General features: G+C 68.9%; 10 protein-coding genes. 4 read left to right on the top strand and 6 right to left on the bottom strand.

Annotation, left to right across the window (positions count from 1 at the left end; all coding sequences use genetic code 11):
* Nucleotides 1-7: 7 nt before the first annotated feature.
* Nucleotides 8-1,243 (bottom strand): class I SAM-dependent methyltransferase, encoded by a 1,236-nt coding sequence (locus tag DL991_RS27965; protein ID WP_125787334.1) that lies wholly within the window; start codon nucleotides 1,241-1,243, stop codon nucleotides 8-10.
* 28 nt (nucleotides 1,244-1,271) lie between these two features.
* A complete protein-coding gene (locus tag DL991_RS27960; RefSeq protein ID WP_125787333.1) occupies nucleotides 1,272-2,393 on the bottom strand; it encodes a DegT/DnrJ/EryC1/StrS aminotransferase family protein in 1,122 nt (373 codons plus the stop codon).
* 890 nt (nucleotides 2,394-3,283) lie between these two features.
* Between DL991_RS27960 and DL991_RS27955 the strand changes: the two genes are divergently transcribed.
* The 4 genes from DL991_RS27955 (at nucleotide 3,284) to DL991_RS27940 (ending at nucleotide 7,631) form a co-directional block, all read left to right on the top strand.
* Nucleotides 3,284-4,237, top strand: a complete 954-nt coding sequence (locus DL991_RS27955; protein ID WP_125787332.1) for a phytanoyl-CoA dioxygenase family protein — start codon at nucleotides 3,284-3,286, stop codon at nucleotides 4,235-4,237.
* Nucleotides 4,238-4,372: 135 nt separating this feature from the next.
* The gene (locus tag DL991_RS27950) at nucleotides 4,373-5,407 is read left to right on the top strand and encodes an NADPH:quinone reductase (protein WP_125787331.1); all 1,035 of its coding nucleotides are present in this window, start codon (nucleotides 4,373-4,375) and stop codon (nucleotides 5,405-5,407) included.
* A gap of 116 nt (nucleotides 5,408-5,523) precedes the next feature.
* A complete protein-coding gene (locus DL991_RS27945) occupies nucleotides 5,524-6,321 on the top strand; it encodes an arylamine N-acetyltransferase (protein WP_125787330.1) in 798 nt (265 codons plus the stop codon).
* 23 nt (nucleotides 6,322-6,344) lie between these two features.
* A complete protein-coding gene (locus DL991_RS27940) occupies nucleotides 6,345-7,631 on the top strand; it encodes a condensation domain-containing protein (RefSeq protein ID WP_125787329.1) in 1,287 nt (428 codons plus the stop codon).
* Nucleotides 7,632-7,691: 60 nt separating this feature from the next.
* On the opposite strand, the gene DL991_RS27935 is transcribed toward DL991_RS27940, so the two are convergent.
* From DL991_RS27935 to DL991_RS27920, 4 genes are all read right to left on the bottom strand, one after another.
* Complete coding sequence (locus tag DL991_RS27935) at nucleotides 7,692-8,912, bottom strand: cytochrome P450 (RefSeq protein ID WP_125787328.1); 1,221 nt, start codon at nucleotides 8,910-8,912, stop codon at nucleotides 7,692-7,694.
* Between the two features lie 30 nt (nucleotides 8,913-8,942).
* Nucleotides 8,943-10,583: a class I adenylate-forming enzyme family protein gene (locus DL991_RS27930; protein WP_233599034.1), complete on the bottom strand. Its 1,641-nt coding sequence runs from the start codon at nucleotides 10,581-10,583 to the stop codon at nucleotides 8,943-8,945.
* A 43-nt stretch (nucleotides 10,584-10,626) separates the two neighbouring features.
* Nucleotides 10,627-12,207, bottom strand: coding sequence for a class I adenylate-forming enzyme family protein (locus tag DL991_RS27925; protein WP_158634462.1), 1,581 nt, complete (start codon nucleotides 12,205-12,207; stop codon nucleotides 10,627-10,629).
* Between the two features lie 572 nt (nucleotides 12,208-12,779).
* A complete protein-coding gene (locus DL991_RS27920; RefSeq protein ID WP_158632585.1) occupies nucleotides 12,780-14,315 on the bottom strand; it encodes a fatty acid--CoA ligase family protein in 1,536 nt (511 codons plus the stop codon).
* Between the last annotated feature and the right edge of the window lie 12 nt (nucleotides 14,316-14,327).

Raw genomic sequence — 14,327 nt, 5'->3', positions numbered from 1 at the left:
GATCCCCTCAAAGCACCCGGACGTTCGGCACGTAGCTGATCCATCGCCCGCCGGAGCGCCGGAACTCCTGCTCGTTCGCCATGATTTCGTCGGCGTGGTTCCAGGCGAAGAGCAGCGCGTAGTCCGGGTACGGATCGCGGAACGCGGCCGGCGGGCGTACCGGGATGTGCTTGCCGGGCGTCATCCGGTGCTGTTTCGCGGGCGTGCTGTCACATACGTAGGAGACGAGTTCCGGTCCGATATCACAGAAGTTGGTGACGGTGGCGCTTTTCGCCGTGGCACCGTAGGCGACAACGCTGGATCCGTCGACGCGCAGCCGTCGCAGCAGTTCCACCAGGTCGTCACGCACGCGCATCACGCCGTCGGCGAACCGGCGCAGGGTGGCCATGCCGGACAATCCGCGGGCGTCCTCCTCGGCGAGCAGGGCGGCGACCGCGGCGCTGGGCGTGCGCTTCCCTGCCCGGGCGAGGGTGTACCGGACCTCGCCGCCGTGCACCGGCAGCCGTTCCACGTCGACCAGTTCGAATCCGTGATGCTCGGCCATGGCCCGCACGGAGTGTGCGCTGAACAGGAAGAAATGCTCGTCGTAGATCTGGTCGAAGGACGTCTTTTCCACCACGTCACCGAGATACGGGTCCTCGAACACGAACACGCCGTCCGGTGCCAGCAGCGCGTCGACGCCGCGGAAGATCGAATCCGGGTACGGGATGTGGCACATGGTGTTCGCCGCGAAGACGACCTGCGCCGGCCCTTCCGCGTCACGGACCTCCGCCGCCGTCGCGTCCTCGAAGAACTCGGTACGTACCCGGACGCCCTCGGCGCGGGCCAGCTCGGCCACCCGCCCGGAGGGCTCGAAGCCCAGATGACGTACGCCTGCCCGGTGGATCGTGCTCAGCATGACGCCGTCGTTGCAGCCCATCTCGACGATGAACGGGTCCGGCACGGCCAGCTCGGTGGCGAGGAACCGTCGTGCGACGCTCGCGAAGTGCTCACGCATCACCGCCGAACCGGACGAGTGGTACGGGTAATCCTCGTGGAACATCTTCTCCCGCGGTACCGGCTCGGTGAGCTGGACCATCGTGCAGGACTCGCATCGGCCCACGGCGAGCCGGAAGAAGAACTCCATGGCATCGCTGCCTGGCTCCCGGAAAGCGTCGGACAGCGGCTGACGGCCGAGGTCGAGGAACTCGTGGACATCGCCGTCGCACACTCGGCAAGTTGCGGTCGCCAGTTCTCCCGGCATGTGTTCCCTCCGTACCAGATGGGTTGTCTCAGAAACCGGCCAGCACCTCGCGAAGTGCCCGGATCACCGCCTGCTGCCGGTCGAGTGACAGCGACGGGTACATCGGCAGCGAGAACACCTCGTCCGCCAGTTTCTCGGTGACCGGCAGCGAACCCTTGGCGTATCCGAGGTTCTCGAATCCCGCCATCGTGTGCACCGGCCAGGGATAGCTGATGTTCAGCGCGATGTCGTACGCGCGCAGCCGCTCGATGATCTCGTCCCGCCTGGGGTGGCGGACCACGTACAGGTAGTACACGTGCTCGTTCCCTGACGACACCGCGGGCAGCACGAGCCCACCGGGCGCGGCGAGGTCGCTCAGCGCCTCGTCGTAGCGCCGCGCGATCGCGCGGCGCCCCGAGACGTACGCGTCGAGCCGGCGCAGCTTGCCCCGCAGGATCTCGGCCTGTACCTCGTCAAGGCGGCTGTTGTGCCCGGGGGTCCGCTCCACGTAGTAGCGGTCCTCCATGCCGTAGTAGCGCAGGCGCCGGATGTTCTGGTCGGTGCACTCGTCGGCGGTGATCACGGCGCCGCCGTCACCGTAGGCGCCGAGAACCTTCGTGGGATAGAACGAGAAGGCGGCGGCATCGCCCATCGCGCCCGCCTGCCGTCCGTGGTGGCGCGCGCCGTGCGCTTGGGCGCAGTCTTCCAGGACGACCAGGCCATACCGGGCGGCCAATCGGCTCAGCGGGGCCATGTCGACGCACTGGCCGTACAGGTGCACGGGCAGGAGTGCCCGGGTGCGCGGGCCGATCGCGGCCTCGACCTGGTCGGTGTCCATGAGGAAGTCGTCCTCGCGCACATCGACGAAAACCGGCTTCGCGCCCGTCCCGTCGATGGCCACCACGGTCGGTGCGGCGGTGTTGGCGACCGTGATCACCTCGTCCCCCGCACCCACACCGAGCGCCTGCAACCCCAGCTTGAGTGCGTTGGTGCCGTTGTCGAGACCGGCGCAGTGGGCGACACCGTGGTACGCCGCGAACTCCGCCTCGAACCCGGCCACGCTCGAGCCGAGGATCAGCTGGCCGGACTCGAACACCTTCGCCACCGCGGCGAGCACTTCCTCGCGTTCGTCGTGGTACTCCGGCAGGTAGTCCCATACCCGGATCGTCACCGTCGTCCTCCCTCGCGGGCGAATCACCCCAGCCGATCCGATCGAACCGGCGCTGATATTTCTTGCGTATTCGGTAGCCGTACGGCGTCGCACGGCAGGTTTTTCGCCCACAACTCGTGAATCACCGAGATGGCCGCCATCGGGCCGGATACTCGAAACCTCGCGCGGAATACCTGGGTGAGCAGGAAAAGCAGACAATGTCCGTTCGGACTTCGTCACCCCATGAAGAACCCACTCCTGTGGCGCGATGCTCAGCGGACACGGTACGTCCGGACAGCGGGGTACTGGCATCCCACACGCTGCTAGTTGTCGCGGGTGAACCGTTGAGCGCACAGTCAACCCACGGGATGGCGTGCCCGCCCCGGGTCGGTCACGCTTCCGGCGTCGACGGTCTCGAACCGCCCGGCCACCACACACAGCTGGCGACGGTTGCCGCAGGTCAAGCGCTCGGTTGCGCCGGCCGACGGGAGCCGGCACGCCCCTAGCGTCCACTGTGGACGGATTTCGGTGACTGGATGTCCGATTGATGACGAAATGTGCGGTCCTATGGAGGGATGGGCAAGGGCGGCGTGGTCGGTGCCGGGGGTCGTGAGTGGCGATTCGGGTTCTAACCCGAATCGCCACTCACGACCCCCTCTTACAGCTGCGCAGAGCACCCAAATCGAGCACCCAGATCCGGACAAGCGTCCCGTGTGGACAGTCGCCCCGGGTCCACTGCCGGTGACTTGTCCGGCTTGATCGAGCAGACCGGCAGCCGCTCACGATCAACTCAAGCTACGTGGCATTCGCCCTTGGTGCTGTCAGACCGAGGGATACGGATCACTCCGGCCCCGCCATAGCATCGGCTGAACGTCCCAGACATCAGATGTGACAGGAAGGGTGGCCAATTCGTGGCTGAAAACGACACGATCACCATTCGCGTTGACGACCGGATCGAGCAGGCGATTGCCGCCCTGACCCGCGGTGGCGCGTCTGCCACGGAGGCGATCGAGCGGGCGATCATGGAGTCGGCGAGGCGCGCCGCGCCTGCCCCACCCACCGAGGCCATGCCGGGCAGCATCGACTCGAAAACGTTGAGCGTGCGGCGGAAGTTGACGCGCGAACAGTTGCTGGAGTTCGCCGAACGCGGCTACCTCGTGATCCCGGATGTCGTCCCTCCGGACATCCTGGCCGCGGCCAACGCGGCGGTGGACGGACAGCTGCGCAAGCATCAGCCCGAGGAAGGGCACGCCGGACCGCACTTCATGTTCCCGAAATGGGATGAGGAGCCGGACCTGGCGGCGCTTTTGCGTGACACCCCCGCGTTCGAGCTCGCCGAAGAACTCACCGGTGACGGTGCCATGGAATATCCGTGGCAGACGCAGATCGCGATGACTTATCCGCCCTACACCGACGACCGGGGAATGCCGCATATCGATGGCGGCATGCGCCGAAAGGCCGATGAACCCCCGCGGACCTTCACCATGCTCGCCGGTTTCTTCCTCACCGACCAGGACGGCGACGACACGGGGAACCTCTACGTCTGGCCGGGAACGCACCGCGCTCACGCGAAGTACTTCCGCGAGAAGGGGCCCGACGCGTTCACCTCCTACCCGGACATCGAGCTGCCCGAGCGGGAGCAGGTGCACGCCAAAGCGGGTGACATGCTGCTGAAGCACTACATGGTCGGCCACAACGTCGGCAGCAACTTGTCCGACTCCATCCGGCGTACGGTCTACTTCCGGCTCAAGGTCCGCGGGCACGACGCGACGTGGCGTGAGATCATCCAGAATCCCTGGCACGATTTCACCCCGTTGCGGCCGCTGGTGTCTTCATTCGAAGACAACGGCGAGTCCGGCGAATAGAGGTCCTGGCCGGATGCGAAAGCCGGCAGGTTCCGACCTGCCGGCTTGGCCTTGTCGGCCGCGACATCACTTGGTTTGACAGTGTCCGCACCACTTACCTTGGCGAGTGGAAAATATGTCGAATGATCTTTCAACATGAAGGCGATCGTATATTCGTCGACCGGCGGAATTGACGTTCTCCGATTCGTCGACCGGCCGGTACCCGAGCCGGGGCCCGGTGAGGTCCGGGTCCGGGTCGCGGTCTCCGGGGTGAACCATTCGGACTGGAAGGGCAGGCAGTTCGGTCACCGCAACGGCACCCTGATGTTCCCCGAGGTGATCCCGCACAACGACGGCAGCGGAGTGATCGACGCCGTCGGAGCGGGCGTCGACCAGGAACGGATCGGCCAGCGGGTGTGGGTATGGGAGGCGGCGTACAAACGCCCCCACGGCACGGCCGCCGAGTATTCCGTCGTCCCGTCCCGCCAGGCGGTGCCACTGCCGTCGAACGTTTCGTTCGAGGCAGGCGCCTGCCTCGGCCTCCCGGCGGTCGCCGCCCACCGCTGCCTGCTCACCGGGCAGAAGGGCCCCGACCGGCTCGGCCCCGGCACCCTGACCGGACGGACCGTGCTGGTCGCCGGTGGCGCCGGAGCCGTCGGCCATGCCGCGATCCAGCTCGGCGCCTGGTCCGGGGCGACCGTGATCGCGACGGTCAGCGGTCAGGAGAAAGCGAAACTGGCCCGCGCCGCCGGCGCGGCACACACCGTCGACTATCGGTCGGACACGGCGGAGGCCGATATCCGCGCCGTCGCGCCCGACGGGGTGGACCTCATCGTCGAGGTGGCGGCGACCAAGAACATCGACACCGCCGTGGAGGTGCTGGCACCGAACGGCACCATCGCCGCGTACGGCACCGAAGGGGACAGCGTGCTGGCGTTCCCGACCAAGAAGGTGATCGGCCGGAACACGCGCCTTCAATTCGTACTGGTGATGACGCTGCCCGTGGCGGCCAAGGACCTCGCGTCCGCCGACATCACGAGAGCAGCGGCGGAGGGGGCACTCGCCGTGGGCGAGGAGGCCGGGCTGCCGATCCATCGGTTTCCGCACCCGAACACCGGCGAGGCACAGGACGCCGTGCAGGGCGGCACCCTCGGCAAGGTGGTCGTCGAGATCGGTTCCCTTGCGGGGTAAGGCAAATCGTGAGGCTGCTGGTGGAGTGAAGGCGCGAGGGGGTCGTGAGTGGCGATTCGGGTTAGAACCCGAATCGCCACTCACGACCCCCGAATCGGCGCCAGAGGGGACGGACGATGTACGACTGCGACACGTACCTCCGGCGGTTGGGCTACGACCCCGCCACCGGCCGCCCGGCCGCGGAGCCGGCGACCCTGGTCGCACTCCACAAGCGGCATATGGAGGCCATCCCGTTCAACAGCGTGGGCTCGCTGGCCGTGCCGGCGCCGAGCGGACGGCTGGTCGATCTGGTCGACTTCGACGAGGACGCGACGTTCGACTCGGTGGTCGCGGCGGGCAACGGCGGCGGCTGCGTCCAGCTGACCCGGCTGTTCCTGCGGCTGCTGCGCGACCTCGGATTCGATGCCGACCTGATCGCCGGTACGACGGCGGAGGGTCGCCAGTCCTACGGCGTCGAGGTCGAGCACATGCTCATCCTGGCCCGCGTGGACGGCGAATCCTGGCTGGCCGACATCGGGTACGCCGGTCCGTCGTTCATCGAGCCGCTGAACCTCGACGGCGGTGGCGTCGAGCAACGTCAGTACGGCTGCCGGTACCGGCTCGTCCCTGACGGCGACGGTGTGTCGCTGCGGCGCCGTCCCAGGCTCGGCCAGTGGAGCACGGTCTACGAGTTCACCGCGAAAGTCCGCGACCGGTCGGACTGGGCGCCGGCGGAAAAGGCGATCAACGCCGCGCTCGCGGCAGGCGACGACGACGGCGGGCTCTACAGCCGAGCGGTCTCCGACGGCCAGGTCGTGTTGAAGGGCCGTCGATATCTGACCGTCCGGGCCGGCATCGAGAAGGCAGGCACCCTCAGCGACGACGGTGCTTGGCGCGCGCACCGCGACATGATCCTGGCCGGCGAAGTCGGCTGAGCACAACAACCGAGGAGGAAGGCATGCGCCGACGGATTGCCCGGTCGGAACGGATGTACGTCAGCGAGATCAGGACGCAGGCGCTGCAGATCTGCGTGGTGCGCGGCGGCGTCGACGCGCAGATCCTGGACGCGGCGTTCACCGCTGTGCTCGCGGAGGCCCCTGGCCTGCGCAGCAGGCTGGAGAAGGACGGCGACGACTACTACCTCAGCCTGCTGGACCCGAGTGAGCTGCCGCGCCTGCACGTCCGGCGCAACGAGCCCGGTGCGCGGATCGAGGAGTACAACAAGCCGTTGCACCTCGGTGGCCCGCTCGCCCGTGCCGTCCTGCTGACCGGCTCCGACGAGGACGTCGTGATGTTCGGCGTCGACCACGCGATCTCCGACGGCCGCAGCGCGACCGCGTTCTGCAGCCGGATCTGGCAGCGCTACATCGACATCCAGTCCGGCAGTTACTCGGGCCCGGCACCGGGGCCGCAGGAGTGGCCGTCGCCGCTCGACGACTGGCTGCCGTCGCGCAGCGAAGCCGAACTGGACGCCTATGTCCAGGAGCGGCTCAAGCGTGCCGAAGGCGCACCGGTGGCGTCTCTGCCGTTCCGTGCGGCCGGGTCCGCTTCGGCGGTGCCGCCGGAGAGCCTGATGACGTCGCGGCGGCTCCGGCTGACCGAAGCGGAGACGACCGGGCTGCTGGCCTTCGCCAAGGACGCCGGAGTGTCGATGAACGGGCTGGTCGCCGCGGCACTGCTGGCGGCCGTCCGCGACGGTCTGCCCGAAGAGCTGGCAGGGCACCGGCTGTCCAGTTTCTGCACGGTCGACCTGCGCGACCAGGTCGCGCCGGGCCTCAGCCACGAGGCGATGGTGCCGATGGTCTCCTGGTTCCGCGATCTGCTCGACGTGCCCGACGGCGTCGACCTGGTCAAACTCGGGCACCGGTTCACCACCGAGCTGCGCGCCGCCATGGAACGAGGTGACGCGGCGCTGGAGATGCAGGCACTGGACAGGCTGCTCCCCCACCCCCAGCTGTGGCCGACCAGCCTGGTGCTCACCAACGTCGGGAAGATCGACGGGCCGCCGTCGCCGAAGGGCCTGGAAATCACCGACATGACGAAGTTCCCGCTGTCCAGCCGGTGGGACCCGGCGCGCGGGGCGGGCCCGCTGCTCGCGTCGCCCGCGACGATCTACGGCCGGTTCAGTCTCGAGATGCCGTACAGCACGCAGTGTTTCACCACCGAGCAGATGGATTCGATCCACGACCACGTCCGCGATTCGCTGCTGGCGTGCGCCGATCGGGCGCCGAGTTCGCACCGGTAGAGCCGGCAAAACGTTCGCGGGCGGCCGGATGCCATCCGGCCGCCCGCGAACGGGTCGGGATCAATAACGCACGGGCAGTCGAAGGACGCTCAGCACCGGTGTCTTCAGCCGGACCGGAACCTCCTGCAGCGGCACGTCCAGAGCGAGTCCTGGCAGGCCGAGTACCAGCGCGGTCAGCGCCTCGGCCAGCACGAGCCGGGCCAGTCGCTGCCCGACGCAAGCGTGCACGCCGTACCCGAAGGCCAGCTGAGCGGACGCGTCCTGGGTCAGATCCAACCCGTCGGGACAACCGAACTTGGCCGGATCACGGTTGGCCGACGGCAACGCGACCGTCACCGTCTCCCCCTCGCGGATCAGCTCTCCACCGAGCTCCACATCGGACAGCGCGGTCCGGAAGATCTGGAACTGGTTGACCGAGGTGTACCGCAACAGCTCCTCGACCATTCCCTCGATGCCGCCCGAGCCGCCGGTACCGGCGGCCGAACGCAGCTTCTCGAGCTGGTCGCCGTGGTACAGCAGTGACAGCAACGACGACGCGAGCGCGCCTTCACAGCTGGCGAAGCCCGCCGCGAAGACGATCAGCAGCATGTTGGTGATCTCGCGGTCGGTCAGCTCGGGCTCGGCCGCCAGCCGCCCGATGACGTTCTCGCCCGGCTCGACCCGTGCCTTGCCCACGAGGTCCAGCAGGTGGAAGAACGCCCGCGTCCCGGCCTCCCGCTCCGCCTCAAGGCTGACCTCGTCGTCGGTGGCACTGTCGCTCAGTGCGGACAGGACCGAGCTGCCGGCGAACGGGACCCCCAGCACCTCGCACAGCACCCGCAGCGAAAGTGGCCGGACATAGGTCGGCAGGAGGTCGACCGGCGAGCCGTGCTCCCGGACCTCCGCGAGCTGCGCGGTGGCCAGCTCGGCCACCCGCGGGGCATACGCCGCCGTGGCGCGGGCGCTGAACTCGCCGCTGAGCAGATTCCGGTAGCGGGTGTGCTCCGGCGGGTCCATGTGAATGAACCCACCCGGCACGATGGGCACGGACGGGAAGATCTCGCCCTTCTTCGTCACGGGGGCGTGGGTGGTGTGGAACCGGTGGCTGAACGCCTGACTGCTGAGCACCTCGCGGGCCAGTTCGTGGCTGGTGGCCAGCCAGCCGACGTGACCGTCCGGGTACACCATCCGGGCCAGTGGCCGCGTCCGGACCAGCTCACCGAGTACCGACGGCGGGTCGAACGGTTCGGTGCGATCCCAGTGCCGCAGATACGAGATCGGTTCCGAGATTCCCTCAGTCATGCGATGACATCCCCTGTTCTGGACCGGCTTTCACCGGGTCGCGTCGGATCCCTCGTTCGCGGCCAGCACCCGAAGCGCTTGCCGGTCCACCTTTCCCGCGGCGCTCAGCGGCAGGGCGGCCAGCAGCACCAGCCGTTCCGGGAACTTCCGTGGCTCCATCCCGGCCGCGGCGAGGTGCGCGGTGACCTCGGCGAGGCTCAGCTCGGCCGAAGTGGCGACGCAGGCGCAGACGCGCTCGCCGTACAGCGGATCCGCCACCGCCACACAGGCAACGTCACGGACCGCCGGATGCGTGATCAGCACCGACTCGACCTCCGCCGGGCTGATGTTGAGGCCGCCGCGGATGACGACGTCCTTGCGGCGGCCGACGATCCGTAGCCTGCCGCGGTCGTCGATCAGCCCGAGATCTCCGGTGCGGGTCCAGCCGTCCGCGGTGCGCAGCGTGCTGTCCAGCTCGGCGGAATTGAGGTAACTCATCGGCGACATCGGGCCGCGGGCGACGACCTCGCCGGTGGCTCCGGCCGCCAGCTCGGCTCCGTCCTGGCCGAAGACGCGGATGTCCGCGACGGCGGGGTCGGGACGGCCGACCGTACCGTCGTAACGGCCGAGACCGCTGTTGCACGAGACTCCGTCGGCCGACCCGTACAGGGAGACGACCGTGCACCCCAAGAGCTCCTCGGCGCGCCGCGCGGTGTCCAGGTCGAGCGCGGACCCACCGAGCACGGCGGCCTGCAGGGAGCTGAGGTCGGCGTCCGGGAGCCCAGGGCAGTCCAGCAGCATCCGCAGCATCGTCGGCACACCCAGCAGGTGGGTGGGCCGGGTGTCGGCGATGGTCCGCAGCGTCGCGGCGGCGTCGAAGGCAGGCCTCAGCACGAGGGTCCCGCCGAGGGTCGCGAGGGTGACCGGCGTCCCGCTGGAGCCGAAAGCCGACGCCAGCGGGACGAGGAAGAGGTTGCGCATCGAGGCCGGAGTTCCCCGGTGCAGACCGGCCATCATCACCCCACGCCCGCCGGCCAGCGCGTTGTGCGAATACAGGACCATCTTCGGTTCCGCCTCGGACCCGGAGGTGACCAGGATCCGCGCCGGTCCGTCGGGATCGATCTCCCTCGGCGCGAACTCGTCCGAAGTGGCGGCGAACAGGGCCTCGATCGGCACACAGCCCGGCGTCCCGGTGACACCGTCCCCGGCGACGACGACGGCACGCAGCATCGGCAGGGCGTCGGCGTGTTTCCGGATGCGCTCGGCGCAGGGATAGCCGCGGTGATCGGCGACGGTGATCACCACGACCGCCTCGGAGCGGCGCAACAGGCTCACCGCGTCGCGGTCGCCACGGCCGAGCGGGAACGGCAGCACGATGGCGCCTACCGCGGCGACGGCGAGGTCGACAGCACAGGCGAGACGGTCGTTGGGCAGCTGGACCGCCACTACGTCGCCCGGGCCTACGCCGAGCTGCGCCAGCCCCGCGGCCAGTCGCCGGGCGGTCCGGTCCAGTTCGCCGTAGCTGACCGTCCCCTCGGCGTCCAGCACGGCGGGCGCCTGAGGCGCGCGCCGGACGTGCCCACGGAACAGGGAATACAGGTCCTGGTCCGGATAGTGGCCCGCGGCGGCCCATGACCGGCGCAGGTCGGCGGGAACATGGTCGGTGTAACGGATGATGGAGGTGCGGTTCACGAGACCCTCCCTGGTCTGCGCCTGACGGAGATGCATACGGTCCCTAGACCCGGGAGACGGGCCGGGTCAGCGCCGCGCGGCCATCGGCCCGCAGCTGGACCCGATCGGGTTTGCCCCAGCCGGTCTTCGGCAGTGATCGGCGAATCTCGATCAGACTGGGGACGTGGTTGTCGGACAGTGCCTCGGCGACCTGGCGGCGCAGCTCCTCGGCGTCCACCGTCGCACCGGGCTCCGGCACGACGGCGGCGTAGATGCGCTCCACCCGATCGGCGTCTTCGACCCCGCACACCGCGGTCTGGGACACGCCGGGAAGCCGGCCGAGCACCTTCTCCACCGCCTCGGGATGGATGTGGACGCCGTTGATCTTCATCAAGTCCGCGAGGCGGCCGCTCAGGTGCAGGTAACCGTCGGCGTCGAAGTGCCCGAGGTCGCCGGTGCGGACCCAGCCGTCGCGGACGAGCGCCGCGGTCAGCTCCGGATCGTGCCAATACCCTGCCGCCGGCCAGCTCGGAATCGCGCAGACCTCGCCGACCTCACCGGCGGCCAGGGCCTCGCCGGTCTCCGGGTGCCGGACGCTCAGCCCCCCGGGGTTCACCGGTCTGCCGACCGTCCCGCGGGCGCCGAGGTCGCCGTGCTCGTCGGAGGCGAGCATGGTGAGCACGCCGGTCTCGGTCGTGCCGTACACCTGGATCAGCACCGGGCCGAAGATCTCCTGGACCTCGCGCAGCCGCTGCGGCTCGGGACGTCCCGAGTAGAACACCTCGGTCAAACTGGACAGGTCGGTGCCGGGCCGGTCCGGATGTTCGGCGAGCGCGTACATCTGCGGAGTGCCGAGAAAAAGCCGGCTGATCCGGTACTCGGCGACGGCGCGCAGCACGGCCCCCGCCTCGAAGCCCGGCTGCAGCACGACCATGCCACCGCTGACGAGCGTGTCGTCCGCGGCGAACACGTCGGAATGGATGAGCGGTGTGGTGATCAGGAGGTTCGTCCGGCCGTCGGCGCTCGCGCCTGCCATGGGTGGCAGGCAGGGGGCCGCCGAGACCATGGCGTTCCTGACCCCGAAGGTCCAGCAGACGCCGTTCCGGCCGCTCGGGAGCCTGACCTGGGTGATCACCGCGAGGTCGTCGTCCGCGAGGTCCGTCGCCGGGCCCGCGCCGTCGCCGGAACCGGCGGTCAAATCCACGGTGTCCGGCCGCCCCTCGCCCAGCACGGCGAGAATCGGCCGATCGCTCGCGTCCGCCAGCAGGCCACGCGCCCGTTCCTCGTTGGCCGCGTCGACCGCCAGCATCCGTACACCGGCATCCGTGCCGAGGGCGCGCCGCAGCTCCGTGCGCAACTCGTCGTCGGGTCCGTCCGGGCGCACCCAGCGCAGATGCGCGGCGGTCGCCCCCGCCAGATTGACCGCCCATTGCAGGATCATCGTGGCGGCGGTGTTCGTCTCGGTCAGGACGCAGACGACGTCACCACGGGTGATGCCCTGCCCGCCCATCACGGCCGCGGCCCGGCGGGTGGCATCGGCTAGCTCACCGGTGGTGAGGAGGGCGTCACCGCTGACCATCGCGGCGCGATCCGGCTCGGCATCGAAATGGGTCAGCAACTGCTGGACATAATGCACATTCGTCATACTCATTACCCGGTTTCGCCCTCCTGTCCGGGAAAAACGATGACCAGCGATCGAAAGAAGATGAATCGCAGGCTAATCGGCGGATGCCCCGATCCCATCCCTCACCTTGACTGCACCCGCCGTTTCCCGGAAAGGCCGACACCGGTCGACCCGGGTAATACTCGGGGAAATGCCTGTACCGTCCACAAAGGAAACTCCTCGTGGCTGCTCGCCCCTTTGTTCGAGAGATAAGGCAAAGGTGGCATGGTCGTGGACTTGGCCGAAGGGGTCGCGGGGGTCGTGAGTGGTAAGTGTCGTTAGGGCGGACCGGTATTTGCCTACCTACGCTGGACCAGGCCGAGAGGGTTGACGATGTAGGAATTGGGACGTTGAGTGTCCCGATTCCTACATCGTCACGACGTCGTGCCGGCCCCGGATCTTGATCAACGGAGGATGGGACGTTCAACGTCCCCAATCCTCCACGCCCGGCCCCTGCCGTAACACCGGCACCAGTGGGTAGGCAAATACCGGTCCGCCAGAACGACACTTACCACTCACGACCTAACCGCGGACTCGGCTTGTGAAACGTGCCCCTAGACCCGGGAGACGGGCCGGACCAGTGCCGCGCGGGCATCGGCCCGCAGCCGGGCACGGTCGGGTTTGCCAGGACCGGTCACCGGCAGTTCCCGGCAGATCTCGATCAGGCTGGGGACGTGGTTGTCGGACAGTGCCTCGGCGACCTGGCGGCGCAGCTCCTCGGCGTCCACCGCCGCACCGGGCTTGGGCACCACGGCGGCGTAGATCTGCTCCACCCGATCGGCGTCTTCCACCCCGCACACCGCGACCTGGGAAACGCCGGGAACCTGGCTGAGCACCTTTTCGACGGCCTCGGGATGGATTCGGAGTCCCTTGACCTTCATCATGTCCGCGAGGCGGCCGCTCAGGTGCAGGTAACCGTCGGCGTCGAAGTGCCCGAGGTCGCCGGTGCGGACCCAGCCGTCACGGGAGAGCGCCGCGGTCAGCTTCGGCTCGCGCCAGTAACCGGCCATCGGCCAGCGCGGAAGCGCGCAGATCTCGCCGACCTCACCGGCGGCCAGCGCCTCACCGGTCTCCGGGTGCCGGACGCTCAGCGCCTCGGGATTCACCGGCTTGCCGACGGTGCCGCACTTGCGCAGGTCGTCGTGGTCGTGCGGGAAGAGCATGGTGAGCACGCCGGTTTCGGTCGTGCCGTACACCTGGATCAGCACCGGACCGAAGATCTCGTGCGCCTCGCGCAGTCGTAGCGGTGCCCCGTGGCTGCCGGTGTAGATCAGCTCGGTCAGGCTGGACAGGTCGGTACCGGGCCGGTCCGGATGCTCGGCGAGCGCGTACACCTGCGGAGTGCCGATGATGAGCCGGCCGATCCGGTGTTTCGCGACCGCGCGCAGGACGGCTCCCGCGTCGAAACCGGGATGCAGCACGACCATGCCACCGGTGATGAGGGCGTCGTCCGCGCCGAACCCGCTGGAATGGGTGAGCGGTGCGGTGATCAGGAGGTTCGTCCTGCCGCTGCGGCCGACGGCCGACGTGGCCATCTCGTTCTTGACCCCGAAGGTCCAGCAAACACCCTTCGGCAGGCCGCTCGACCCGCTGGTCTGGGTGATCACCGCGAGGTCGCCGTCGACGATGTCCGCGGCCGGGCCCGCGCCGTCGCCGGAACCGGCGGTCAAATCCACGGTGTCCGGCCGCCCCGCGCCCAGCACGGCGAGAATCGGCCGATCGCTCGCGTCCGCCAGCAGGCCACGTGCCCGTTCCTCGTTGGCCGCGTCGACCGCCAGCATCTTCGCCCTGACATCCGCGACGACGGCGCGCTGCAGCTCCATGCGCAACTCGTCGTCGGGCACGACCGCGTTCATCCCGCGCACATGCGCCGCGGTCGCGCCCATCAGGTTGGCCGCCCACCGCAGGATCAGCGTGGCGGCGGTGTTCGGCTCGGTCAGGATGCCGACGACGTCGCCGCGCTCGACGCCATGGTGCCGCATCGTGGCCGCGGCCCGCCGGGTGGCATCGGCCAATTCCCCGGCGGTGAGGAGGGCGTCACCGCTGACCATCGCGGCGCGATCCGGCTCGGCATCGAAATGGGTCAGCAACTGCTGAACATA

This window comes from Amycolatopsis sp. WAC 01375, from assembly GCF_003947325.1.
In the GTDB taxonomy this organism is placed as follows: Bacteria; Actinomycetota; Actinomycetes; order Mycobacteriales; family Pseudonocardiaceae; genus Amycolatopsis.
The sequence above is the reverse complement of the archived record's forward strand: the minus strand, read 5'-3'. Positions and strand labels throughout refer to the sequence as shown.

Excerpts from the sequence above, each read along its gene's own strand:
- DL991_RS27965 (WP_125787334.1), bottom strand. The coding sequence starts at position 1,243 with ATGCCGGGAGAACTGGCGACCGCAACTTGCCGAGTGTGCGACGGCGAT.
- DL991_RS27950 (WP_125787331.1), top strand. The coding sequence starts at position 4,373 with ATGAAGGCGATCGTATATTCGTCGACCGGCGGAATTGACGTTCTCCGA.
- DL991_RS27945 (WP_125787330.1), top strand. The coding sequence starts at position 5,524 with ATGTACGACTGCGACACGTACCTCCGGCGGTTGGGCTACGACCCCGCC.
- DL991_RS27940 (WP_125787329.1), top strand. The coding sequence starts at position 6,345 with ATGCGCCGACGGATTGCCCGGTCGGAACGGATGTACGTCAGCGAGATC.
- DL991_RS27935 (WP_125787328.1), bottom strand. The coding sequence starts at position 8,912 with ATGACTGAGGGAATCTCGGAACCGATCTCGTATCTGCGGCACTGGGAT.
- DL991_RS27925 (WP_158634462.1), bottom strand. The coding sequence starts at position 12,207 with ATGACGAATGTGCATTATGTCCAGCAGTTGCTGACCCATTTCGATGCC.